The following is a 23646-nucleotide window of genomic DNA, read 5'->3' on the forward strand; positions in this document are numbered from 1 at the left end:
TTGTCATAACCGATAACCCAACTATGAAGAAGCTATTTGCCTTGATGCTGCTTGCGGCGCCGATTGCCGGCCTGTGCCAGCAACCCCTCAAACTTTGGTACAACCAGCCCGCTAAACGCTGGACACAGGCGCTGCCCGTTGGCAACGGTCGCCTGGGTGCCATGATATTCGGCAAGCCGGAGGATGAGCTTATCCAACTTAACGAAAGCAGTTTGTGGTCGGGCGGGCCGGTATCTGGTCCCGTAAACCCCGGTTCACCAGCGTATCTGCCACAAGTGCGCGAGGCTATCTTCGCGGGCGATTATAAAAAGGCCATCGAGCTGAGCAAGAAGATGCAGGGCCATTACTCGGAAAGCTACCTGCCGCTTGGCGATGTCCGCATCAAACAAAACACGGGCACGGTTAGCGCCTACTACCGCGACCTCGACATCAGCAACGCCATCGCCACCACAAAGTTTACGGCCAATGGCGTTACCTATAAACGCGAAGTATTTTCTTCGGCTCCTGCCCAGGTAATGGTAATCAGGCTCACAGCCAATAAGCCCGGGCAGCTTAGCCTGAAAGTGCTGGCCGCTACGCAGTTGAAGAATACCAAGACCGTCGTATCGCCCAATACCCTGCTCATCGCGGGCAAAGCGCCTACCCATGTAGACCCCAACTACATCAACCTGCACCGCGATCCGCTGCGATACGATGATTCGCTTACCAAGGGCGTGCGCTACGCCTGGCTTACCAAAGTGGTAAACAAAGGCGGCACAATCGCCGCGGATACTTCGGGTATCCGCATCAACCATGCCACAGAGGTTATCATATACATATCGGCAGCAACCAGCTACAATGGCTTCGATAAAAGCCCCGTTACCCAGGGTAAGGATGAGCTGGCCATCAGCAAAAAATACCTCGCAGCCGCTGCCCTGAAGCCGTACGCCGCATTGCTGGCCGCGCATTTGAACGATTATCACCATTATTTCAACCGCCTGTCGCTGAAACTAACCGGCAGCCGCCCCGATACCGTTACCCTGCCTACCGACCAACGCTTGCTGGCCTACACCAAAGGCGATATAGACGTGGGGCTGGAAACGCTGTACTTCCAGTTCGGGCGGTACCTGCTTATCTCAAGCTCGCGACCTGGCGGCACGGCAGCCAATTTGCAGGGCATATGGAACAACGAGCTGCGCCCGCCGTGGAGCTCTAACTACACCACCAATATCAACGCGCAGATGAACTACTGGCCTGCCGAGATAACCAACCTGAGCGAGCTGCACCAGCCCCTGCTGCACCTTACCGCCGATTTGGCGGTTACCGGCAAGAAAACCGCCAAGGAGTTTTATAATTTGAACGGCTGGGTGGTGCACCACAATAGCGATATATGGGCATTGTCTAACCCCGTGGGCGATGGCTTTGGCGACCCGATGTGGGCCAACTGGGCCATGGGCGGCGATTGGTTGTGCCGCCACCTTTGGGACCACTACCTGTTCACTAAAGACGAAGCCTTTTTGCGCAATAAAGCCTACCCCCTGATGAAGGGCGCGATAGATTTTACCCTGGGTTGGCTGGTAAAAGATAAGGATGGCTACTGGGTTACCGCGCCGAGCGGATCGCCCGAGAATGCTTTTAAGGACGAGAACGGCAACGTGGGCACCGTTGCTTTGGGTAGCACCATGGATATGTCGATTATCCGCGATTTGTTTGCGCATTATATTGCCGCATCAAAAAAATTGAATTTGGACAAGGCGTTGCGCGATACCGTTATTGCGCGGCAAGCTAAATTGCTGCCTTTCCATGTGGGCAAAAAAGGAAATCTGGTAGAGTGGTATAAAGATTGGGACGAAACCGACCCGCACCACCGCCATGTATCACACCTTTTCGGACTTTTCCCGGGAGAGCAGATTTCGCCGCTTACCACGCCGGATTTGGCGGCCGCTGCCCGCAAGACGCTTGAACTGCGCGGCGACGATGGCACCGGATGGAGCAAGGCCTGGAAAATAAACTTCTGGGCGCGCTTGCAGGATGGCAATCACGCCTACAAGTTAGTGCGCGACCTGCTGCACCTCACCGGAGAAGAAGGAACCGATTACGCCCAGGGCGGCGGTACCTATGCCAATTTATTCGATGCGCACCCGCCGTTCCAGATAGATGGCAACTTTGGTGCAACGGCAGGCATTGCCGAAATGTTGCTTCAAAGCCAAACAGGCGATGTTTACCTGCTGCCCGCCCTGCCCGATACCTGGGAGAGCGGTACCGTAAAAGGCCTTAAGGCACGCGGTAACTTTGAGGTGGGCATCAGTTGGAAGGCGCATAAATTAACTGCTGCTACCGTTACATCGGTAGTAGGCGGGCAATGCCAATTGCGCAGCAACTGGCCCGTAAAAATTGCAGGCGTAGGTACGTCTAAACCCGATGGAGGCAGCTATCTGCTTACCTTTGCAGCCAGGAAAGGGGCCACTTACCAAATACTGGCAGTTAAATAGATAATTGTTGATAACCCGTCATGCCATTCGGGGGAGACCTAAGGATAGCATGACGGGTTTATTAATTTCTATATTAATTGCTTTTGCAAATGATAATGCCTGCCCCCAAGCAAGCCCTTTTCGCCCACAACCTCGAATCCAAGTCCCGCATAAAGCTTTTGCGCTTTCTCGTTCCCCTTGCTTACAAGCAGGCCTACGTTATTGTACCCTAACGAGGCAGCGCGCTCGAACAGCGCCTTTATCAAAGTTTTGGCGATACCTTTGCCTTGGTGTTGCGGGAAAACTGCGAGGCAATCAATATAATATTCGCCTGGTTGGGTTTCATCCTCGGGTGTGCCGCCGAAGCCGAGTTCGGCGCGGGTATAGGTTAAAAACGGGGTGCGCAATTCGTCGAGCTTGCCGCCATCATAAGCCACTATCGCCCCGCAAATAGCGTTGTCTTCTTCATAAAGCAAGCTATTCTCATAGCTGTATTGGTTGCCCTTTAACCCCGCAAAGCGCGTGAAAAGCGCATCGATAATGGAAGGGTCATTACTATTGGCGAATTTGCCTGCAAGCGGCATCCCCATGGCCAACTGTATGAGCTGGGAGATAACGGGAGCATCGGAAGGGGTGGCTGGGCGGGTCATAACTTCTCCAATCTGAAATAACCCAAATGCACTTCATCCTCGGGCAACCCCTCGGCGGGTGTTATCTCGATGTGGTATTTCTCTTTTAATTCGGGTGATAGCAAATCCTCGATGTTATAGATATCATCCACATCGATCCCGTACTTATCATCAATGTGGGAGTTAGCCCCCTTCATGCCGGCGATGGTGTTATTGCGGAAGAACACTGTTTTCTTTGATTGCTGTATGGCAGCGGCGCGTTCGGTTTGTACGGTTAAGATGGTGTAATGCTGCTCTTCCAGTTTTCCAGATTGGTAACCGCCCAGGTTAATGAAGAACAGGTGGTGTTCGGTTAGCAGGTTCGCTTCTTCTTTCAAAATGACGCTGATGCGGTAGCCATCTACATGATTTACCTCGCGCCAGCCATCGATGTGGAGGGTGCTGCCGGTGTTTTTCCAAAAGGCTTTGATATTGGGCACCAGTTTTTTTAACGATGCGGCTATCCCAAAGAAAAAGTCGTGCTGCTCCACATGCCGGCCGGGCGCTTTAGAGCCAAGTAGCAGCATGTATAGTTTCATTTCGGTTGATGTTTGTGCGCTCATACTTTGATTTTAAGCAAGGCTTCCATAACTAGCCCTGACGCTGCTTCGCAAAAATCAAGTCCCGAGTAATCGGGATTGTAGCCGCCAATATACGGTACGGCCATCATATAAATACGGTCGTTGTGTGCGCCACGTTCATCTATTACCTGGAAGTTATCGTTTACGGCAATGCCGGGTACTATCAAATAATAATTGCCTTTGCCATCTGTTTTAACTTTCCTCGCGTCTTTTTCTATTGCCTGCTTACCCTTTTCGGCATCCCCGAACTTCAGTGTGGCAGGTGTTACCGATTTGTTTTTGATTAGGCTTGGGTAAGGTAGGTCGTCATAGGCTAAGTGGGGCTGCCCTACTGAATCTACAAAGGTTTCAAAATGGTCGGCGTGTTTTTTACCGGCATCATCTGTGTACTCATATATCGCACCAACCGGGTGTCCCGGTTTTACCTCGCTATCGTCTCCAACTGAAACAATTTTCAATATCCCAGCATCATGCATAGCCATCAGTTCCTCGCAGGAGCTTTGCGGAATATAAGCGATCACCACAGAGATGAGCGGCTGTAATACTTTTTGCAGCCGTTGCATATCCTCGGCAGATAAATGCTTTGCGGGGTAATTCATCGCGAAGCTTAATACGCCCAGCATTTCCTTCCAGTAAACAGATTTGTTTGCTTTTATGGAACGTTCTGCTTCTGCATATTCAGCTTTCAGCAACTCAAAGGCATCTTGTCTCTCTCGCTTTTCCATCATCTCCGTAACAAACTCCTCCATGCTCATCTCCTTAATGTGGGCATAAAAATCAGGTTGCTTTTCGCGGATGGGTTCTTTAAAGTCCTTCTCGAAAATATAATCCAGCGACAGAAAGCCATCATTGTGTTTGATGTGTTCATCTACTTCTTCCTCACTCAATATGGAGTCGTTCTCCAGGTGCGGGTTGTCTAAATGAAACCGCACTGCAGGCAGCAGCCCGTTGCGCGAGTGCATGATAATCTTAAAGTCAGGGCTATTGGCACCCAAATGATAAACACGCGTACCGTCTTTTTTTATCGAGAATTTCCCGTTCCCGCGTGCCAGTGTGCGTATCGCATCCACCGCAGTAAGCGACGAGCCCTTGATGGCAACCGGATGATTTGTTTTGATATAAAGCTTAGCAGGGGGATACGGCGAATCAAAATAACCCGGCACCTTGTCTTCGTATTTTTTTGGCCAATTGTGCCCTGTGCAGATGATTACAATATCGAAATGTTGCAGGCGATTGCCATTCACTTCTACTGCAACTTGCTTTTCGTTCGGTTCGTCGATAATATCAGTAACCGTGCTTTCAAAATACACATCTACGCTTATGCTAAGCTTCAGGGCCTGTTGCATCAATAAATCGTATTGGGCCGACAAGTATTGCCCGAAAAGCAGGCGCGGCAGCACTTTGCAGTCGTTATAGCTTTGCGGGGTGATTTGATAGTGATCCAGCAAATCCTTCGGTGCCGAGGCAATCCAGTCGGCAACGGAAGTTACCAAATCAGGTATCTCATTGCCCGATACATTAGTGATATGCTCGTCGTTCGCACCCTCCGGACTGTAGGGCATTCCCGCGCCAAGCTGTTTTTTCTGCTCGAATACTGTTATGGTGATGCTGGAATCACCGGCATCAACCAATCTTTTAAACATAAATAGCCCGCTTGGGCCACCACCAATTATAGCGATGCGTTTTTTGTTCATAAAAATGCCGGATAGCCGATACGTGGCCTGATACTAAATGGAAAACACCGGGATTTGTTTTAACTTGTGCGGATAAAGGCGGAGGGGATTTTAGCTTAATAACTATCCCAATATCGCTTAATAGTTAGCATAAAAAGGTTAAGCATTGTTAAGGGGCATGCCTTTCCTTTGTAAGCTACCTAATGTTAGCATGCAATAATGCGGCTTGTGGCGATTTCATGCCCTGCAGCGGGAAGGGTAAGGCATGCGGATAGGCGTATTTTCGGAATGGTCTATTTTGTGCGTAAGTCTTCTCGGAGGTTCGGATCAGCCAGCCATGTTAAATTTAATATAAATAATTATAGTAAAACACTCAGCTTATCGGATAGCGATATCGTCCATCTTTTTTTGGATATTATCCATTTTAAACAAAGGGCGGGTAGTTAATTTTACGTGCCGATAATATAAGCCCTATCCGATAGCAGCAAACCAATAATACTACCATGGTAGCAAAAGAAAAACTCACCTTCCTGCAGATACACCCTGCCGATAACGTATTGGTAGCCCTTACCGATTTGCCAAAAGGCACGTCCATACAGCACGGAAATACCAGCCTGGTATTGGCCAATGATGTAGCCGGTAAGCACAAATTTACCCTTGAGGCGCTACAGCCAGGCGACGAGATACATATGTATGGCGTATTGGTAGGCAAGGCCAGTCAGCACATACCGCAGGGCGGGGCAATTACTACCGAAAATATCCTGCACGCCGCCGACGGTTTTAAGCTGGGCAGCCGCAAAACGCAATGGCACCAGCCCGATGTAAGCGCTTACGCGGATAGGACCTTTATGGGCTACCACCGTACCGATAGCAGCGTGGGCACGGCCAATTACTGGCTGGTAATACCGCTGGTGTTTTGCGAGAACCGCAACATTAATGTATTGAAGGAAGCCATGCTGGAAAAACTGGGCTTCGCTAAGCCCCGCGGCTACGAAGACGAAGTGGACCAATTGATAGATATGCTGCAAACGGGCAAATCAGTTCAGGAGATTTTGCAGGCCGATTTGAAGATGACGGCCCAAGGCGAATCATCGAGGAAAGTATTCGCTAACGTAGATGGTATCAAATTCCTGAACCACGATATGGGCTGCGGCGGCACACGTACAGATTCTGATGCGCTTTGCGGATTATTGGCGGGCTATATTACGCATCCCAACGTGGCGGGCGCGACCGTATTGAGCCTGGGCTGCCAGCATGCACAGGCCAGCATTTTGCAGGATGAGATAAAAAAACGCGACCCCAATTTCTCAAAGCCCTTAGTGATTTTAGAGCAGCAAAAGCTGGGCACCGAAAGCCGTTTACTACACGAAGCTTTGAAACAAACTTTTGCCGGGCTAATAGAAGTGAATAAACAACAGCGCGAACCTGCACCCTTAAATAAACTGAATATTGGTTTGGAATGTGGCGGCTCGGATGGGTTTTCCGGGATCTCGGCTAACCCGGTGCTGGGCTATCTGTCGGATATATTGGTAACCCTTGGCGGCAGCGTGGTACTGGCCGAGTTTCCCGAGCTTTGCGGCGTGGAGCAGGAACTTAGCGACCGCTGTATAGACGAACCAACGGCACAGAAATTCATGAGCCTGATGACCACATACGCTGCCAAAGCAGAGGCAGATGGTTCGGGCTTTTACGCCAACCCATCACCGGGCAACATCCGCGACGGACTCATTACCGATGCGATCAAATCTGCCGGGGCAGCAAAAAAAGGCGGCACTTCGCCCGTGGCGGCGGTGCTTGATTACCCGGAAAAAGTGACCAAACCCGGCCTCAACCTACTTTGCACCCCAGGAAGCGATGTGGAAAGCACCACGGCAGTAGTGGGTTCGGGCACAAACATTGTGCTATTTACAACAGGTTTAGGCACGCCAACAGGGAACCCGATCGCGCCCGTGGTAAAGCTATCAACCAATACCAAATTATATAACCGCATGCCCGATATCATCGATTTTAACTGCGGTACCATCATAGAGGGCGAAGAAACTATAGAACAAGCCACGCACCGCTTGCTGGATTACGTGGTGGAGGTAGCCAGCGGCAACATCAGGCCGAAGGCAGTGCAATTGGGGCAGGACGATTTTATCCCATGGAAACGTGGGGTGTCATTATAAAACCTAAGGAAAAATATGTTCAGCTTAGCAAATAAGATAGCCGTCATTACCGGCGGCGGCAGCGGCATAGGTAAAGCCATCGCCTTGCTGTTTGCCCAACAAGGAGCAACCGTACACATTATCGAATTGAATGCCGATGCGGCAACCGGCGTAGTTGAAGAGATTGCTACTGCAGGCGGTAAAGCTGAATCGCACGCCGCCAATGTAGCCGATCAGCAGGCGGTATTAGGCGTATTCGGTAAGATAGGCAAGGTAGATATCCTGGTGAACAACGCGGGCATTGCCCACGTAGGCAGCCTGCTGAACACCGGCGAAGCCGATCTGGATCGCATATACAACGTAAACGTAAAGGGTGCCTATAACTGCCTTTTTGCGGCGGTACCGTCCATGAAACAACATGGCGGCGGTGTTATCCTCAACATGGCATCCATAGCGGCGCACGTGGGTATTACCGATAGGTTTGCCTACAGCATGAGCAAAGGCGCCATTTTCGCCATGACGCTTTCTGTAGCGCGCGATTATATGGCCGATAATATCCGCTGCAACAGCATATCGCCAGCGCGTGTGCATACGCCATTCGTGGATGGCTTTATTGCAAAGAATTATGCCGGCAAAGAGGCGGAAATATTCGAGAAGCTATCCAAAAGCCAGCCCATTGGGCGCATGGGCAAACCGGATGAAGTAGCTTCGCTGGCCTTGTACCTATGTTCAGACGAAGCCGGATTTATCACCGGTACCGATTACCCTATCGATGGTGGCTTTATTACTTTAAACAACTAACAGCAAATGAAACTAATAAGATTTGGCAACGCCGGCGAAGAGAAAACAGGCATACATATTAATGGCGTTAACTACGATGCCTCTTTTTTGAACAGCGATTACGATGAGAAATTCTTTGAACGCGGCGGTGTTGCCGAATTGGAAGCTTACTTAAAAGCGCACCAAAGCGAACTAAAGCCGATTCCTGAAGGAACGCGTTTAGGCAGCCCCATAGCCAGGCCGTCAAAAATCGTATGTATCGGCCTTAACTACGCCGACCACGCTAAAGAAACCAACGCGGCAACGCCATCAGAACCCATTATCTTCATGAAAAGCACCACCTCGCTGGTAGGCCCAAATGATGAGATCATGATCCCCCGCAATTCGGTAAAAACCGATTGGGAGGTAGAGCTTGCAGTGGTAATCGGCAAAAAAGCCTCTTATGTGGATGAAAGCGAAGCTGCGGATTACATTGCAGGCTATGTGCTGCACAACGATGTATCCGAACGCGAGTTCCAGTTGGAGCGTAACGGTACCTGGGACAAAGGCAAAGGCTGTGATACCTTCGCGCCGATGGGCCCTTACCTGGTAACGCCGGATGAGGCCGGCGATGTGGATGCGTTGCGCCTTTGGCTCAAAGTAAACGGCACTACCATGCAGGATGGCAACACCTCCAACTTCATCTTTAAAGTGCCATTTGTGATTTCCTATATCAGCCAATTTATGACTCTGCTTCCGGGCGACGTGATTTCTACCGGCACACCTGCAGGCGTAGGCCTGGGCTTTAAACCGCCCGTGTACCTTAAACCTGGCGACGTGGTTGAATTGGGCATCGACGGTTTAGGAACTTCGAGGCAGGAAGTAGTGGCTTACGCAAAAGCATAAATCATACAGTAGAGGACAGTTAATAGATACGCATATTGCAGATTTGTAACATGAAAGTAGGCTTGTTTATCCCTTGTTACGTCGACCAGTTTTACCCCAACGCGGCTATTGCGACGTTGGAGTTGCTGGAAAAGCTTGGGGTAGAGGTAGGTTACCCGACGCAGCAAACCTGCTGCGGGCAGCCCATGGCCAACTCCGGCTACGAGCATTTAACGGGGGGATGTAATGACCTGTTCGTGGATAATTTTGCAGAATACGATTACGTGGTATCGCCATCGGGCAGCTGCGCCCTGCACATTAAGGAGCACTTACATTCGCATGATAACGAGGATGCCGCAACCGGCATCCGCAAGAAAATATACGAACTGACCGAGTTTTTAACGGATGTTTTAAAGGTTGAGAAGCTGGATGCCAAATTTCCGCACCGTGTTGGCCTGCACCAAAGCTGCCACGGCCAGCGCGGACTAAAATTAGCGCAGATGACGGAATTGACCGCTTCGCCCTACTCCAAACCCGGCAGCTTGTTGGGGATGGTAGAAGGACTGGAGCTGGTACCCTTAACCCGTAGCGATGAATGCTGCGGCTTTGGCGGTACTTTTTGCGTAGCAGAGGAAGCTGTATCGGCTAAGATGGGTAAGGACCGCGTGGCCGACCACATACAAAATGGAGCAGAATACATCACCGCTGCCGACCTCAGTTGCCTGATGCACATGGAGGGCATCCTGAAAAGGCAAAAAAGCGGCGTAAAGGTAATACACATTGCCGAGATACTAAATGGCGTAAAGGAGCCCATAGCATGAAGGACCACGCCGAACTCTCCGAAATATTCAATAAAGACGAGCAGCGGGTAGACTGGCACGACGAAACCCTTTGGTTCGTTCGCCAAAAACGTGACAAAGCATCGCACCAGATATCCGATTGGGAAGAGTTGCGGGAAGCGGCTTCGCAAATAAAGCACAACGTATTATCCAACCTCGCGGACTATCTGGAGCAGTTTGAGCGGCAGGCCAGCAATAATGGTATTCGCGTGCATTGGGCGGCAGATGCTAAAGAGCATAACCAAATAGTTCACAGTATTCTCAGACGCCATGGCATCAGCCAGATGGTGAAAAGCAAATCTATGCTTACCGAGGAATGCCACCTGAACCATTACCTGGAAGAGCAAGGCATCAGCGTGGTGGATTCCGATTTGGGCGAGCTCATCGTGCAGTTGGCCAAAGAACCGCCGAGCCATATCGTACTGCCCTGCATCCACAAGAAAAAAGAAGAAATAGGCGATATATTCCACGAGCATTTGGGCAGCGCCAAAGGCGAAGCCGACCCGCAGGTACTTACCGAAACGGCGCGAATCCATTTACGCAATACATTCCTCTCCCGCAGGGCAGCGCTTACCGGCGTCAACTTCGCGGTAGCAGAAACCGGCGAGTTTGTGGTATGTACCAACGAGGGCAACGCCGATATGGGTGCGCACCTTTCAGATGTGCACATCGCCAGCATGGGGATAGAGAAACTAATCCCTAAACGTAAAGACCTTGGCGTGTTTCTGCGCCTGCTTACCCGCAGTGCAACGGGCCAACCCATTACCACATATAGCAGTCATTTTAAAAGGCCAAGGCCGGGGCAGGAGATGCACATCGTGCTGGTGGATAACGGCCGCAGCGTACAGCTTGGTCGCGAAGATTTCCGCAACTCGCTAAAATGCATCCGTTGCGGCGCCTGCATGAATACCTGCCCGGTTTACCGCCGTAGCGGTGGGCATAGCTACCATACGGCTGTGGCAGGGCCCATAGGTTCTATTTTAGCGCCGAACCTGGATATGAAGCAATATGCCGATTTGCCCTTTGCTTCCACACTTTGCGGATCGTGCAGTAATGTTTGCCCGGTGAAGATAGATATACACGAGCAGTTGTATAAATGGCGGCAGGTTATCGTTAAAGAAGGTTACGGCGATAAAAAGAAAGCCGCTGCTATGCAGGCCATGGCCTATACGCTGTCCTCGCCAAAGGTTTACCGCCTGGCAGGCAAAGCAGGTCGCTGGGTGATTAAGCATGCGCCCTTCGCGGTAAACAACCCGCTGAATCCATGGTACAAGCAACGCGATATGCCCGATGCACCGAAGGAATCATTCGGGGAATGGTACCGTAGGAATAGATTTGAGAAGTGAGATATGAGACGGGAACAACTCCTCACCCTCTTTGCGAAGCAGAGAGGGTCGACGCCCGCGTATTGCGGGCCGTCGGGGTGAGTAAAATAGCCGAGCGATAAGTGATAAATAACATCCGAAATCAAAATGACCACCCGTGATAAAGTATTAGCAGACGTACGCCGCAACCAGCCACCATTGGTAGCCGCGCCGGATATTGCCGTATGGGAAGATAAGGCCAATGCAAAAGGCGCATTGTTGGAGACTTTTTCTACCGTTGCCGGTAACGTAGGTAGCAGGGTGGTGCTGGTTGATAGCATTGCTGATTTGAAAGCCCATCTGGTAATTGCCCCGGGTTCGCGGGTATTAACTTCCCTGCCCGAATTGCTGGATATAGCCAAAGATGCCGCCCTGTTTGCCAATAATGCCCCGCACGAAATGGAGAACGTGGAACTGGCAATTTTGCAGGCCGAATTCGGTGTTGCTGAGAATAGTGCCCTTTGGGTTACCGAAAGGCAAATGGGTACGCGGGTGCTGCCCTTTATCTGCCAACATTTGGCTCTGGTGGTTAAAGCCGCAGATATTGTGGCCGATATGCACGCCGCCTATCTCCGTACCCAAGGCAGCGACCATGGCTTTGCCGCATTTATCGCCGGCCCGTCAAAAACCGCCGATATTGAGCAATCTTTGGTACTAGGGGCACATGGGCCAAGGAGTTTAAGCATATTTGTTTTGGTGGGTTAATTTGCTGTATATTATATTGATGAAAAGCGACAAGTCGATAAGGAATATTTGTTTGGCTGCAATAAAGCGGCGCTCGAGTAGGCCATTTGATTTTCCATTAACCAAAATATTTGAATCGACAACTTTTGACGACATTCAAGATGCTTTTAAAATTAGAAGGGTTAATGAAGAAGAACTGCCAATTTCTCAAATCTTTATCGATGAAAGGAATTGGACATTAGTTACAACAGCCCAGATTATAACCTGTAAACAAGGAATACAAAAAACAATTAAAGCCGCAGAGGTTAAAAGCTGGGACTGGAATGATTTTAAAGGCCATGAACAGAGTCCCTATACGGTAGGCCATTTAAAAGATAGTAATCAACTAAATTTTGAAATATTTATAGAGACAGGACGGGCATCAATGGTTAGCATTTATGCCATTATGACTTTAGTTGGGCAGGTTGCTTAACCCTCTTAGCAATATCAAAATGGTCCTTTCGCCCTTTCATTTCATCAAATAAAAACCAATATTTGCTCTAACCTTAAATATATGAAAATCCTTCGTTCCCTTCTCCTTATCACACTGTTAGCTACTGCCCTTTGTGCTGATGCTAAAGTGGTATTACCTTCTGTTTTTAGCGATAATATGGTGCTGCAGCAAAAAACGAAAGCTGCAATTTGGGGCAAAGCCGAACCGGGCAAAACGGTGTCGGTTACTACCACCTGGAGTACAAAAAAATATACTGTTGTTGCCGGTGCCGATGGCAAATGGAAAGTGATGCTGGCCACACCAAGCTACGGCGGGCCTTACGATATTACGGTAAGCGATGGCGAGGCCGTCACCCTTAAAAACGTGCTGATAGGCGAGGTTTGGGTAGCGTCCGGGCAATCTAACATGGAGTTCCCGGTATCGGGCTGGTTTCAGGTGATTAATTACCAGCAGGAGCTGGCCGATGCGCAGTACCCCAATATCCGCCTGTTACAGGTAGAGCAGGCCAACAGCAACGTTGCCCTTGATGACGCCAAAATTACCGGCGGCGGTTGGCAGCCCTGTACCCCGCAAACAGTAGCAAAGTTTTCTGCTGTGGCTTACTTTTTTGCAAGGGATATTTACAAAAAAACGGGCATTCCCATTGGTTTGATACACTCCTCATGGGGCGGCACTATTGTAGAGGCCTGGACCAGCGAGAACACCGTGAAGCAATTGCCCGACCTGGCCAAAGCTTACCACACTATGAAAAGCCTGAACAAAGAGCAGAGCCTCGCCCTGTACAACACCGAAATGGCGGCCTGGCAAGCCGCGGTTATAGCGAAGGATGGCGGCTACCAAAACGGCGTACCCGTTTGGGCGGCGCCAAATATTGATTCGACAGGCTGGAAAACCATGCAATTACCCGGTGCCTGGGAAACTGCTGCACTGCCCAATTTTGATGGTATTGTTTGGTTTCGTAAAACAATAAATGTGCCCGATGCAATGGCAGGGAAGGAGCTTACGCTTAGCCTCGGCGCTATTGATGATAACGATATCACTTTTGTTAACGGTGAAAAAATTGGGGAGACCAACAATTATGCCGCGCCCCGTAATTACATTATCCCGGCAGAAAAAGTAAAAGCAGGCCAAATGGTTATAACCGTACGCGTTGTTGATACCGGCGGCGGCGGCGGCTTCATGGGTAAAAAAGGCGTAATGTTTTTGCAAAGCAAAACCGGCGAACGCATTCCGTTAGAAGGGCCATGGCAGTATAATGCAGCGGTTGATTTAAAAGGCTTCCCCGCACCTGTGCTAAACGATGGGCCAAACCGACCCTCGGTGCTGTACAACGCCATGATAAACCCGTTTACCCAATACGCAGTAAAAGGCGCCATATGGTATCAGGGCGAAGCAAATGCAGACCGTGCACAGCAGTACGGCGAACTGTTCCCCGCATTAATAAACGATTGGCGCCGCGACTGGAACAACCCCAAAATGGCTTTCTATTTTGTGCAGCTGGCTAATTTTATGCCGGTTAGTCCGCAACCCGTACCATCGGCCTGGGCCGAATTGCGCGATGTGCAGGCCACCACTTTAGCCCTGCCTTACACCGGCATGGCCGTTGCGATAGACGTAGGCGAGGCCCTGGATATCCACCCAAAAAACAAACAGGAGGTAAGCCGCAGGCTTGCGCTGATTGCCCTGGCCAAAAATTACGGGCAGGCGGATGCCTATTCAGGCCCGGTTTATAAATCCTTTAAAGTCAATGGCGATGCTATCAACATAAAATTCAAGCACGCGGATGGCCTGAAGGCTAAGGACGGCACGCTCACAGGCTTCGCCATTGCGGGTGCCGACCAGAAGTTCTACTGGGCCGATGCCGTGGTAGACGGAAATAAGGTTACCGTGAGTAGCCCGAACGTAAAAAACCCGGTAGCCGTACGCTACGCCTGGGCCAATAACCCGGTTTGCAACTTGTACAATGGGGCAGGGCTGCCTGCATCGCCGTTCCGTACGGATAGCTGGCAGTACAGTACTTTCGGGAAGAAGTAAGGCATCAAGTCTTGTCTAAACAGAGCGTAATCTTGTCCAGGTTTATTTTATAGAAAATCAGGAAAAATCCGGGCGAAATTGGGTCGGACCGAAAAAGTTTATACACTGATTTTTCGGCATTGCTACAGGCTTAAATTCGCTAAAATACCATCAAAAATCTGCGTTTTTCTGTGGTTTTCTGTGGTTTTCTTAGCTTTTGCGCTTTTTTAGGGCTTTTTCTTTGCTTGCCTAAAAACAGCCAAATTTGAGCGGAATGGCCGTTTTTGGCTAAATCATGCTTGTGCAGGCAGCAAAATAATTTCCAGCTTTTTCCAATAAATCGTACAGGTTTACCTATGAATTTCCAGGAATTTTCAGCCCGGAAAAAGCAGTCCAATACTCAATAATACCATTGATGCCGGTAACCATCTCGCAGAGATGTGGCATGGCCATTTGTCATCCCTGACTAATAATTTCAAATAGCGGAACGTTCGTTCCATTTTGATTGTACATTTGTGGAACGATTATTCCAATAAACAAAATTAATCAAAAAAACGAAATGAAAAAGTTAGCAGATAAAGTAGCAGTAGTAACAGGCGCATCAAAAGGTATTGGTGCCGGTATTGCAAAAAGCCTTGCCGAAGCAGGTGCATCGGTGGTAGTAAATTATGCATCATCAAAGGCTGGCGCCGATAAAGTGGTTGAAGAAATTGTAGCTGCAGGTGGCAAAGCCATCGCGGTACAGGGCAGCGTATCAAGCACGGCAGATGTTACACGCTTGTTCGAAGAAACAACAAAAGCCTTTGGCCCGGTGGATGTATTGGTAAACAATGCAGGCGTGTATGAATTTGGCCAGATAGAGCAGATCAGCGAAGAACATTTCCACAAACAGTTTGATACCAACGTGCTTGGTTTACTGTTGGCTACACAGGGTGCGGTGGCCAGCTTTAACCCTAATGGTGGCAGCATCATTAACATTGGCTCGGTAGTGAGCGCTATCACACCAGTGGGCAGCGCCGTTTATAGTGCTACTAAAGGTGCTGTAGATGCCATTACCCACGTATTGGCTAAAGAGCTTGGGCCCAAGAATATCAGGGTAAACTCTATCAACCCGGGCATGGTAGAAACCGAAGGCACGCACACCGCGGGTTTCATCGGCAGTGATTTCCATCACGAAGCCGTAAAAACTACGCCGCTTGGCCGTATCGGTCAGCCGGAAGACATCGCGCTGATAGCCGTGTTCCTGGCATCTGAAGATTCGCGCTGGTTAACCAACGAAACCCTGCTTGCAGGTGGTGGCGTTAGGTAATCAGGGCCGTTAATAAACAATAAAAAAATGGATAGCTTTGCTTATTATTAAGCAAGGCTATCCGCAGTTATGGCAAGGACAAAAGATTTCGATGAAAATGAAGTGCTGAAAAAGGCGGTGGATATATTCTGGCTCAAAGGATATAGCGCCACCTCGATGCAGGACCTGGTAGACGGGCTGGGCATCAGTCGCTCCAGTCTGTACGATACCTATGGGGATAAGCACACCTTGTTTATGAAAGCACTGGAAAGTTACCAGAGCGTTAATTCGGAAAAGTTTGCCTGTGTTATCAATAGTGGCAAGCCAGCTAAGGAAACCGTTAAGAGCTTACTGGAATTTGTGATTGGCGGATTATTGAACGATAAAAGCCAGAAAGGCTGTTTTATGGTGAACGCCGAAGTTGAAGTGGCACTGCACGATAAGCAGGTGAGCGAGGTGATCCAAAAGAACGACCAGCAAGTAGAAGAAGCATTTTATACTGTTATCCAAAACGGCCAGCAAAACGGCGAGATTGCCAATAATAAGGATGCCCGCGCCCTGGCCAGGTTTATGTTCAACACCGTAAAAGGCATACAGGTAACCGCCAAATCAACCTGCGACAGGGCCGTTTTCGATGATATTATCAATACAGCGGTGATGGTGTTGGGGTAGGGGATACAAGGCTAATCATCCCGGTTTAGTTTTATGAAATAATAGTTTAGTTTATCACTTGGTTTAACATTTACACGTAAATCATGAAGCGTCCATTTATATCAGTTTGCCTTCTGGTTTTTCTGCTCGCCCAAATCTCCTGCAAATTTCCCGCCACCAAAAAATCGTCAGATATGGCAGGCACACCAACGCCCGCCGCTTTACCGGTGACTGATAGTGCAGACTATTTTGAACTAAAAGACAGTGCCAGGCTCGCCCACATTAAAAATCAGTTTTACCGCAGCAAAACCGGTCGGCTGTTCCAAAAAACCTATGCGCCGCCGCCTGCAGAGCATCCCGATGCTGATGGGGAGACCTATTTTAAAGGTACCATCCCCCAGGACCTCGATCCTTTTACCTTTGAAGTGATTGACGGTAGCTGGTTTGCCAAAGACAAAAACTTTGTGTACAACTACCGGCCAACAGATGCTGGCATGGTCTGTATAAAAATTAAAGACGCAAATGTTAAGCATTTTAAGCTATTGCCTGGGGTTACCGGCGGGAGGCATGGGGCAGATGATAGACACGTTTTCGAAGAAGAAAGTATCATTGAAAATATCAATCCAAAAACAATGCGGGTTATTACCGACAAGGATGGTTGGCTTAAGGAAATAATAAGCGGGCACTACGTTTATTTGGCCGATTCAGGGAAAACGGTAGCCATGCCTTTAAGACCTCGAAATAGAAGCTAATACCCCTCAACTTATCCACACCCATTGCAGGGCAAAATCACAGTGTTTAAGTTTGCAGGCTATGGACCTCGTCGAAATCGCCTCCAAACATATCCTGTTACAGCAAAGCCGCAAAGCACTCAAAGGCCGCTGCCCTTTTCATAACGATGAAACTACATCGCTGATGATCATTGCTCAGAGTAATTACTTTAAATGTATGGGCTGTGGCGCAGAAGGTGGCCCGGTAGAATTTCTGATGTTGATAGATGGCAAAAACCGCAACGAAGTGGTAAGTCAGCTGGCTAAGCAAGAGTTTAGCGCGTAGGCTAAGCTGCAATAAAGTGACTGCGACAGATACTACATTACTTCCTGTTATCTTCATTCGCGTTATCGGAGATTTCTTTTAAGGCAATTTTTTGCCGGGTTGTTCCGGTTTTAAGAATGTCATTAATTTCGCTGCGGAAAGCTTTTACGAACAGGGTATTATTGAATATGCCGAAACAGGCGATTTTCTCTGCCGTTAAATCCTCTGGCCCCTTTTTAAAGTGGGGTATATTTAGTTTGTAAGAAAGGCTTTTCGCATCCCATATGTAAGTAACATAATCTTCCCCTTTTATAATGGAATCGTCCTCATTTTCTGGTGCTTCGCGTCGAAGTTTAGGGGTATAAGAGAAATTGTAAACATAATCCACTCCAATCTCGTCCGCATCATCTCCGCGAAAATAAAAAGTAGTTTGTACATCCTGGTTTGGGTAAGACGACCAACCGCAAGAGTTTATTTTGTTTGCTAACTTAAGACAGGGATAAACCCTATTGTTAATTAACTTATAAAAAGTATAACCATCGTTATATATACAAGTACCTGTGGCGTATAAATGCCTGCAATAAAAAACTTTGTTTGCAGCAAAGTTATTGGCCACAGATAGCTCTGTGCCTGCGTTAAACACCCAAATGTTTTCGAGGTACAACAGGTACCATTGACTATTGATTTGTTTAAACACTCCAAGATAAGGCGAGCTTACATCCCAGCCTATTAAACATATCATTTCTTCCCCTGGGATGCCATCAAGGTCTATAAACATCGGGTTGAGCACACGGCCATACCCTTCATCAATGTGTTGGGAATGTGGATTGTGGATGGTATCCGGTTTTATAAAACTTTCAAATTCACGTATTATAGGTTGAGTGTTCCGGCTGTAATTAAACCGGCGAACTTTCTCAATCCAGGCATCGGGAATTTTTATCCTAACGTTATAATTGTCTGGATTCTTTGTATCGCGGTAAATATTTTTTTCCTTAACAGCAGTTTGGCTATGCCTTGTGCAACCGGGTAAAAAAAATAACAACCAAATAAATGTGATAAGCTGGCGCGGCATAGGCTTTATGTAAATCAGCTTAAATATACCACGGTGTTATGATAGTTATTTCACTTTTTTAAAAAAAAATGCACTGTTTTTTAAGGAAAAGAAATACAACCTCCAAAGTCCCGAAGCAATATGAGGCCCCAATAAGGAGACGATGATGGCACTCGCGTAAGCCCTTTATTGCCCTATTCCATGATATCGATTTATTTCGGCACCCCACACGGCAGGATTACTATTATGCAATGCGATTTGCATTTTGGCCACTTTTGTGATGGGGTGTTGAACAAGGATGACGTTCTTTTCGCCCCGTCATGCCGAATTTATTTCGGTACCCCATCTGATTAGTTCGCGGCGATGAAAAGCGGTCATGCATAGTGGCCAGTAAGGTGGCTACTTTTATGATGGGGTGTTGAAACAAGTTCAACATGACGTTTTTTTCTGTATCTATAAAGGTTTCCCCTCTGCCAGTTCTTTTTCGGCCCATTTTATAGCCAGGGCTTCGCGGTATTTGGCGTACTTGCCTTTAAAGGCCATCTTCAGCAAGCTATCTACGCCGCCTTTTATGGCCAGGTTATAAAGACTGGCTGCTTTGCGGGTAATGCTGGCATCCCAGGCGCGCAGGCTTAGCGAGTACGAACCATCTATATACTTCATCCAATGCCAGTAGCCGGTAGGCATAAACAGGGTGTCGCCATGTTCCAGGAATACTTCTGTGCCTTCCACGCCATCCAGTGCCGGGAATTTCTTTACGTCCGGGTTCTGTACATCATAATCTTCCAAAGCGTAAGTGGCATTGGGTATGCAGTACAAACGGCGTTTCCATTTATTCTCGAACAGTATTACATGTTTGCGGCCGCCGAAATGAGTATGGAAGATATGCGGCAGATCGATATCGTAATGTAAAAAGGTAACCGAGTTAGAGCCGCCGAAGAACATAGCGGGCATGCTTTCCAGGAAACCGCCCATTAAGTCTTTTGGCAAAACAACATCATCCAGCAGTTGCGGGGCTTGTTTGAATATGTTGAAGAAGAAGATGCGGAGTTCGGTAGGGGTGCTGCGTATCAGGTCGATATACTCGTTGAAAGGCATTTCCTTCGCCGATGAATTGATAGGTTTAGATGGGTCGGCTTTGGAGTTATCATACAGCGGCACCACTTTGTTGCCTACCACTTCCTTGAGATATTCGGGGGTCCATTTCTCGCGGGCAGGCCAGCTTTTGGTGAGGCCTTTTATCACCAGCGGGCGGCGCGGCTTCAGGTACTTCTCGCGGAAATCTTCCGGAGAGATGGTATCAACCGTATCAATCGGGCTTAGCTTAAAACTCATATCGTAACCTATCGGGTAGTTAAATGGCTACAACCAGGCCGTAACCAATACCCGCATTTACAAAATAACGAAATAATGCGGCTATTTAAGTAACGAAATTGTTAAAAACGGAACTTCCTATTGCTGAATGCTATAAAATCTTAAATTTGATTGTAACAAAAAAACCGTAACCGTTATGCCCACAATTAAAAAAATCCTGCTGCTTTGTGTAGCCTTGTTTATTTATGCCGCCGCCCACGCGCAGATAGAAGTAGCCAAATTATCGAGCAAGGGTTTCTCGCCCTTCGGTTTCGGCGGGTTCCTCAATTTCAGCATTCCTGTAACAGATAACAGTGCCGCCGTTGTAGAGGCCGGGGTTTACATTTTTAGTAAAGACGATTACCACATGGCCGTTGCGCCGGTGCTGGGCGGCTACCGCCAGTTTTTCGGTCAGGACGATTTTGGTTTTTATGCCGAACCAGTAGCCGGCTATACTTTCGGCGGTACGGATATACAAAAGTTGGATGCTAACGGCAACGCCTTGTATAAAGCCGATGGCAGCCAGGTAGACCAAAGCGTGAAGGGCCCCATAGGCGGCGTAGGCTTCGGTTATTTGTTTGAGCCATCGGGCAGCATACAGTTTAACATCAGTTTGCGTGCCGAGCATGTTTTTGTGGGTGCAGGCAACCCATCGCTCAGTATCATAGCCCTAAGGATATCGCACGGCTTTACGTTTGGGCACCGGCACGGCTAAGCCGCTTAGGGATTGCAGGTTTATCATATAGGCTAATCGTCCCCAAAAAAATGGTGAGTGGCTTTAAAACCACTCACCATTCTCTATTCACCACTCACTTATCAGTTAATTTGGCATTAACACGGTATTTACTACGTGTATAACACCATTGCTTTGGTTAACATCTGCAATGGTTACCCAGCTTTTGCCGCCTTTTTCGTCAACCAGGTAAATCTTTTTGCCCTTTACCATAGCCGTCAGGGTGCCTCCGCTTACGGTTTTAAGTTCGGCTTTGCCGCCGCCTGCTTTAATTTTTGCCATCAGGCTGGCAGCGCTCCATTTACCCGCAACCACGTGGTAGGTTAAAATTTTGGTCAGCGTCGCTTTGTTTTCCGGTTTCAAAAGCGTCTCTACCGTACCGGCGGGCAGTTTGTCGAAAGCTGCGTTAGTAGGTGCAAATACGGTAAAAGGCCCGGCCGATTGCAAGGTCTCTACAAGCCCGGCAGCTTTAACGGCGGCAACCAGGGTGGTATGGTCCTTAGAATTTACCGCATTCTCTACGATGTTTTTGGTTGGGTACATAGCCGCACCGCCCACCATTTTAGTTTGTGCATAAGTGTTTGGGGCAATTGCAATAGTTGCTAAAGCAAGGGCCGCGATAATCATTTTTTTCATGAGATGTACTGTTTTTATAAGTTATTTCATGAGGAGATACGCCGTAACAAGGGGCCCGGTTTTATTTTTAAGGCAATGTTGTTACACCAAAAACGGCTAACAAGATTCAATACCTTAAGCCCGTAAATTACGTACGCAGGTCAAAAAAACAGTCCGGCGGCTATGTTATCTGTATACAGTTTACCCTTTTGGGTAAGGGTGATGATGCTATCCGTTTGTTGTACCTGGCCATCGGCGAAGTAAGGTTCCGCTGCTTTTAGCAGGATGGCGGCAGAGCCCCCGGCAATGGCCTCGAGCTTGTTGGTATCCAGGCCCCAGGCGGTACGCAGCGAGGTCATGATGTATTCGTTCAACCGGTTATCTTCGGTAAGCTGCTCTACCTCGGCAGGCAGTTTGCCGTCCTGCAGAACCGAGGCCATATAGCGGGCATTGTTTGCGATGTTCCATTGCCGCGTATCGCCATTGAAGGAGTGCGCCGATGGACCGAGGCCGAGGTATTTTACGCCGCGCCAGTAGTTGGAGTTGTGGCGCGAGTATTGCCCCGGCTTGCAGAAGTTTGATATTTCGTATTGTTCGAAACCATTTAGCTGCATGGCATCCGTCATTAGGGTAAACTGCCCGGCACTTTGCTGCTCGCTCATGGGTGGCTGCTTTTTTTTGCTGATGAATGCGGCAAGGGCGGTCTGGGGTTCTACCGTCATGCTATAGGCCGATATATGCGGCACCTGCAATTCGAATGCTTTGCTAAGGTTACGCTTCCACTTAGCGTCGGTAAGCAGGGGGTAGCCGTAGATCAGGTCGATAGTGATGTTCTCGAAGCCTGCATCCTGCGCCCGCATTACCGATGCCTCTGCTTCGGCAGCGCGATGTACGCGGTTCATCCACTGCAAATCCTCGTCATAAAAAGATTGTATGCCGATGCTGAAGCGGTTGACGGGCGTAGCCCTTAGGCCGTTAAGTTTAGCTCCGTCGAGGTCGTCGGGGTTGGCTTCAAGTGTAACCTCGGCATCGGCGGCCACGGTATGCAGGCCGGTAATGGCATCTATCAGCCGGCATATTTCGTCGGGTGCTAAAACCGATGGCGTGCCACCGCCAAAGTAAATGGTTTCGATGGCCTCGCCGGCCAGGTAATCTTTTTGCAGGGCAATTTCTTTGAGCAGGGCCTGCAGCATTTCGTCCTTATACTTCAACGAGGTGCTGAAATGGAAATCGCAATAATGGCAGGCTTGTTTGCAGAAAGGGATATGTAGGTAGATACCGGCCATCAGAGATTTTTAAAATGCAAAAGTAAGCCATGAATTGTTTGAAAATGAAAAAAGTGTTAGATGTATTTTGGTTAAAAAAAGGCTTAGATTAATATCGGATTCCAAGATTATTACATATTAACTTAAGCATTTGTTCTGGGAGTTGTTGTTTGCCTGCCAAAAACAGGTCTACTTCTTCTTGCCGACCAATTATGGGTTTTAACATCGGCCTTAATAAGTCGAAGTTATTTATTTCAAGTCTAATAACATCAGATATGTCCAACTCAGGTAAAATAAGTTTGGTATCCTCATAGTGTTTCACTAATGGCAGCAATGAACTTAATTCCTTAAATTCGGGTGTATCTGGTTGGGCGTCAAAAATAGAAATAGCTCTGTTTAAGGCCTGCTCATATTCTACCTTTGTTCTGTAATCCAGATCGCTTTCTACATAAAGCGGCCTGGGATGTACGGTTACTTCTTTAATAAAATTAATATTGACTGGGTTGCCGTCCGCATTTACCATTATTTCTCCCGTATGCTTTATTGAGGACGACATCGGCGGCGGCGGGGTAAGTACGACGGTTGTTTTTATAACTCGGAAATTTAAACCCGGATTTTTGGCCCGTTCTTTTTCAAACTCGGCATGCATATAATCTTCCAGTTCTTTTCGTGTACCCAGCCAAGAAATATAAGTGGTTTTAAGCAAATAATTAGTACGATACTCAATTTGGTATTCGCCATTATTTAATGGAGAGGACGCAGAAGAAGACTCGCCCGGGGATGATCTTTCAATTTGCCGGGATATACTTTTTGCTTCCCTATAAGGAAAATTCTTAAGCCAGTTTAAAAAAACTGTTTGCGCTTCGGGATGCTGCTGAATATAATCGGCTATCTTATTCTTTGCAATTAAATTTATTTCCATAGTTCTAAGATACAAAGCCGATGACGTATTACATGCCATGTAAACTGACCATTAATTTTCAACTCCGTTAATTCCGTTTGTTACTTATTTGTTACTCTTAACAAATAAGATGCTGAATATCAATTAGTAAATATATTCCGGCCATGGGGCAAAGGTAAGCTAAGCTTTGTTTAGAGC

Annotated in this window: 22 protein-coding genes; 14 read left to right on the plus strand and 8 right to left on the minus strand. The window is 48.2% G+C overall.

Annotated features, from left to right (window positions below):
* The first annotated feature begins 23 nt into the window (after positions 1–23).
* A complete protein-coding gene (locus AC1DXC_RS13385) occupies positions 24–2471 on the plus strand; it encodes a glycoside hydrolase family 95 protein (protein WP_477459645.1) in 2448 nt (815 codons plus the stop codon).
* 68 nt (positions 2472–2539) lie between these two features.
* Here the strand turns inward: AC1DXC_RS13385 and AC1DXC_RS13390 are convergent, their stop codons facing one another.
* Genes AC1DXC_RS13390 through AC1DXC_RS13400 form a run of 3 tightly spaced genes read right to left on the minus strand, consistent with a single transcriptional unit; the run spans position 2540 to position 5393 of the window.
* On the minus strand, positions 2540–3100 hold the full coding sequence (locus AC1DXC_RS13390) for a GNAT family N-acetyltransferase (RefSeq protein ID WP_477459646.1): 561 nt from the start codon (positions 3098–3100) through the stop codon (positions 2540–2542).
* Positions 3097–3681 carry a DUF1543 domain-containing protein gene (locus tag AC1DXC_RS13395; protein ID WP_477459647.1) on the minus strand — a complete coding sequence of 195 codons (585 nt, stop codon included), beginning with the start codon at positions 3679–3681 and terminating at the stop codon, positions 3097–3099. The genes AC1DXC_RS13390 and AC1DXC_RS13395 overlap by 4 nt, the downstream gene beginning before the upstream one ends.
* On the minus strand, positions 3678–5393 hold the full coding sequence (locus AC1DXC_RS13400) for an FAD/NAD(P)-binding protein (protein ID WP_477459648.1): 1716 nt from the start codon (positions 5391–5393) through the stop codon (positions 3678–3680). The genes AC1DXC_RS13395 and AC1DXC_RS13400 overlap by 4 nt, the downstream gene beginning before the upstream one ends.
* Before the next feature lie 482 nt (positions 5394–5875).
* Between AC1DXC_RS13400 and AC1DXC_RS13405 the strand changes: the two genes are divergently transcribed.
* The 12 genes from AC1DXC_RS13405 (at position 5876) to AC1DXC_RS13460 (ending at position 17551) form a co-directional block, all read left to right on the plus strand.
* On the plus strand, positions 5876–7540 hold the full coding sequence (locus AC1DXC_RS13405) for a UxaA family hydrolase (RefSeq protein WP_477459649.1): 1665 nt from the start codon (positions 5876–5878) through the stop codon (positions 7538–7540).
* A gap of 15 nt (positions 7541–7555) precedes the next feature.
* Complete coding sequence (locus AC1DXC_RS13410; RefSeq protein ID WP_477459650.1) at positions 7556–8320, plus strand: SDR family NAD(P)-dependent oxidoreductase; 765 nt, start codon at positions 7556–7558, stop codon at positions 8318–8320.
* Between the two features lie 6 nt (positions 8321–8326).
* Entirely contained in the window at positions 8327–9184 is an 858-nt protein-coding gene (locus tag AC1DXC_RS13415; protein ID WP_477459651.1) for a fumarylacetoacetate hydrolase family protein, read from the plus strand.
* Between the two features lie 50 nt (positions 9185–9234).
* Entirely contained in the window at positions 9235–9984 is a 750-nt protein-coding gene (locus AC1DXC_RS13420; RefSeq protein WP_477459652.1) for a (Fe-S)-binding protein, read from the plus strand.
* The gene (locus tag AC1DXC_RS13425; protein WP_477459653.1) at positions 9981–11348 is read left to right on the plus strand and encodes a lactate utilization protein B; all 1368 of its coding nucleotides are present in this window, start codon (positions 9981–9983) and stop codon (positions 11346–11348) included. The genes AC1DXC_RS13420 and AC1DXC_RS13425 overlap by 4 nt, the downstream gene beginning before the upstream one ends.
* A gap of 126 nt (positions 11349–11474) precedes the next feature.
* On the plus strand, positions 11475–12071 hold the full coding sequence (locus tag AC1DXC_RS13430) for a LutC/YkgG family protein (RefSeq protein WP_477459654.1): 597 nt from the start codon (positions 11475–11477) through the stop codon (positions 12069–12071).
* A gap of 19 nt (positions 12072–12090) precedes the next feature.
* The gene (locus tag AC1DXC_RS13435) at positions 12091–12522 is read left to right on the plus strand and encodes a hypothetical protein (RefSeq protein ID WP_477459655.1); all 432 of its coding nucleotides are present in this window, start codon (positions 12091–12093) and stop codon (positions 12520–12522) included.
* An 81-nt stretch (positions 12523–12603) separates the two neighbouring features.
* Positions 12604–14577, plus strand: coding sequence for a sialate O-acetylesterase (locus AC1DXC_RS13440; protein WP_477459656.1), 1974 nt, complete (start codon positions 12604–12606; stop codon positions 14575–14577).
* A 538-nt stretch (positions 14578–15115) separates the two neighbouring features.
* Positions 15116–15865, plus strand: coding sequence for an SDR family NAD(P)-dependent oxidoreductase (locus tag AC1DXC_RS13445; RefSeq protein WP_477459657.1), 750 nt, complete (start codon positions 15116–15118; stop codon positions 15863–15865).
* Between the two features lie 69 nt (positions 15866–15934).
* Positions 15935–16516 (plus strand): TetR/AcrR family transcriptional regulator, encoded by a 582-nt coding sequence (locus AC1DXC_RS13450; protein WP_477459658.1) that lies wholly within the window; start codon positions 15935–15937, stop codon positions 16514–16516.
* Positions 16517–16689: 173 nt separating this feature from the next.
* On the plus strand, positions 16690–17247 hold the full coding sequence (locus tag AC1DXC_RS13455; protein WP_477459659.1) for a hypothetical protein: 558 nt from the start codon (positions 16690–16692) through the stop codon (positions 17245–17247).
* Positions 17248–17308: 61 nt separating this feature from the next.
* Complete coding sequence (locus tag AC1DXC_RS13460; RefSeq protein WP_477459660.1) at positions 17309–17551, plus strand: CHC2 zinc finger domain-containing protein; 243 nt, start codon at positions 17309–17311, stop codon at positions 17549–17551.
* A 37-nt stretch (positions 17552–17588) separates the two neighbouring features.
* On the opposite strand, the gene AC1DXC_RS13465 is transcribed toward AC1DXC_RS13460, so the two are convergent.
* A complete protein-coding gene (locus AC1DXC_RS13465; protein ID WP_477459661.1) occupies positions 17589–18308 on the minus strand; it encodes a hypothetical protein in 720 nt (239 codons plus the stop codon).
* 726 nt (positions 18309–19034) lie between these two features.
* A complete protein-coding gene (locus AC1DXC_RS13470) occupies positions 19035–19916 on the minus strand; it encodes a cupin-like domain-containing protein (RefSeq protein WP_477459662.1) in 882 nt (293 codons plus the stop codon).
* Positions 19917–20091: 175 nt separating this feature from the next.
* Here AC1DXC_RS13470 and AC1DXC_RS13475 point away from each other — a divergent pair, with 175 nt between their 5' ends.
* Complete coding sequence (locus tag AC1DXC_RS13475) at positions 20092–20649, plus strand: hypothetical protein (RefSeq protein WP_477459663.1); 558 nt, start codon at positions 20092–20094, stop codon at positions 20647–20649.
* Positions 20650–20754: 105 nt separating this feature from the next.
* Here AC1DXC_RS13475 and AC1DXC_RS13480 read toward each other — a convergent pair whose 3' ends face one another.
* From AC1DXC_RS13480 to AC1DXC_RS13490, 3 genes are all read right to left on the minus strand, one after another.
* Positions 20755–21303 (minus strand): fasciclin domain-containing protein, encoded by a 549-nt coding sequence (locus AC1DXC_RS13480; RefSeq protein ID WP_477459664.1) that lies wholly within the window; start codon positions 21301–21303, stop codon positions 20755–20757.
* Between the two features lie 140 nt (positions 21304–21443).
* The gene (gene hemW, locus AC1DXC_RS13485; RefSeq protein ID WP_477459665.1) at positions 21444–22568 is read right to left on the minus strand and encodes a radical SAM family heme chaperone HemW; all 1125 of its coding nucleotides are present in this window, start codon (positions 22566–22568) and stop codon (positions 21444–21446) included.
* Positions 22569–22656: 88 nt separating this feature from the next.
* The gene (locus AC1DXC_RS13490; RefSeq protein WP_477459666.1) at positions 22657–23469 is read right to left on the minus strand and encodes a hypothetical protein; all 813 of its coding nucleotides are present in this window, start codon (positions 23467–23469) and stop codon (positions 22657–22659) included.
* Positions 23470–23646 lie beyond the last annotated feature (177 nt).

This window comes from Mucilaginibacter sp. P2_D11 (assembly GCF_056404435.1).

What these genes read in the sequence shown, in the direction of transcription:
- hemW (WP_477459665.1), bottom strand. Translation starts at nt 22,568, where the DNA reads ATGGCCGGTATCTACCTACATATCCCTTTCTGCAAACAAGCCTGCCAT.
- AC1DXC_RS13460 (WP_477459660.1), top strand. Translation starts at nt 17,309, where the DNA reads ATGGACCTCGTCGAAATCGCCTCCAAACATATCCTGTTACAGCAAAGC.
- AC1DXC_RS13455 (WP_477459659.1), top strand. Translation starts at nt 16,690, where the DNA reads ATGGCAGGCACACCAACGCCCGCCGCTTTACCGGTGACTGATAGTGCA.
- AC1DXC_RS13450 (WP_477459658.1), top strand. Translation starts at nt 15,935, where the DNA reads ATGGCAAGGACAAAAGATTTCGATGAAAATGAAGTGCTGAAAAAGGCG.
- AC1DXC_RS13475 (WP_477459663.1), top strand. Translation starts at nt 20,092, where the DNA reads ATGCCCACAATTAAAAAAATCCTGCTGCTTTGTGTAGCCTTGTTTATT.
- AC1DXC_RS13385 (WP_477459645.1), top strand. Translation starts at nt 24, where the DNA reads ATGAAGAAGCTATTTGCCTTGATGCTGCTTGCGGCGCCGATTGCCGGC.
- AC1DXC_RS13430 (WP_477459654.1), top strand. Translation starts at nt 11,475, where the DNA reads ATGACCACCCGTGATAAAGTATTAGCAGACGTACGCCGCAACCAGCCA.
- AC1DXC_RS13415 (WP_477459651.1), top strand. Translation starts at nt 8,327, where the DNA reads ATGAAACTAATAAGATTTGGCAACGCCGGCGAAGAGAAAACAGGCATA.
- AC1DXC_RS13420 (WP_477459652.1), top strand. Translation starts at nt 9,235, where the DNA reads ATGAAAGTAGGCTTGTTTATCCCTTGTTACGTCGACCAGTTTTACCCC.
- AC1DXC_RS13445 (WP_477459657.1), top strand. Translation starts at nt 15,116, where the DNA reads ATGAAAAAGTTAGCAGATAAAGTAGCAGTAGTAACAGGCGCATCAAAA.
- AC1DXC_RS13465 (WP_477459661.1), bottom strand. Translation starts at nt 18,308, where the DNA reads ATGTTTATAGACCTTGATGGCATCCCAGGGGAAGAAATGATATGTTTA.
- AC1DXC_RS13470 (WP_477459662.1), bottom strand. Translation starts at nt 19,916, where the DNA reads ATGAGTTTTAAGCTAAGCCCGATTGATACGGTTGATACCATCTCTCCG.
- AC1DXC_RS13490 (WP_477459666.1), bottom strand. Translation starts at nt 23,469, where the DNA reads ATGGAAATAAATTTAATTGCAAAGAATAAGATAGCCGATTATATTCAG.
- AC1DXC_RS13435 (WP_477459655.1), top strand. Translation starts at nt 12,091, where the DNA reads ATGAAAAGCGACAAGTCGATAAGGAATATTTGTTTGGCTGCAATAAAG.
- AC1DXC_RS13390 (WP_477459646.1), bottom strand. Translation starts at nt 3,100, where the DNA reads ATGACCCGCCCAGCCACCCCTTCCGATGCTCCCGTTATCTCCCAGCTC.
- AC1DXC_RS13405 (WP_477459649.1), top strand. Translation starts at nt 5,876, where the DNA reads ATGGTAGCAAAAGAAAAACTCACCTTCCTGCAGATACACCCTGCCGAT.
- AC1DXC_RS13440 (WP_477459656.1), top strand. Translation starts at nt 12,604, where the DNA reads ATGAAAATCCTTCGTTCCCTTCTCCTTATCACACTGTTAGCTACTGCC.
- AC1DXC_RS13410 (WP_477459650.1), top strand. Translation starts at nt 7,556, where the DNA reads ATGTTCAGCTTAGCAAATAAGATAGCCGTCATTACCGGCGGCGGCAGC.
- AC1DXC_RS13395 (WP_477459647.1), bottom strand. Translation starts at nt 3,681, where the DNA reads ATGAGCGCACAAACATCAACCGAAATGAAACTATACATGCTGCTACTT.
- AC1DXC_RS13425 (WP_477459653.1), top strand. Translation starts at nt 9,981, where the DNA reads ATGAAGGACCACGCCGAACTCTCCGAAATATTCAATAAAGACGAGCAG.
- AC1DXC_RS13400 (WP_477459648.1), bottom strand. Translation starts at nt 5,393, where the DNA reads ATGAACAAAAAACGCATCGCTATAATTGGTGGTGGCCCAAGCGGGCTA.
- AC1DXC_RS13480 (WP_477459664.1), bottom strand. Translation starts at nt 21,303, where the DNA reads ATGAAAAAAATGATTATCGCGGCCCTTGCTTTAGCAACTATTGCAATT.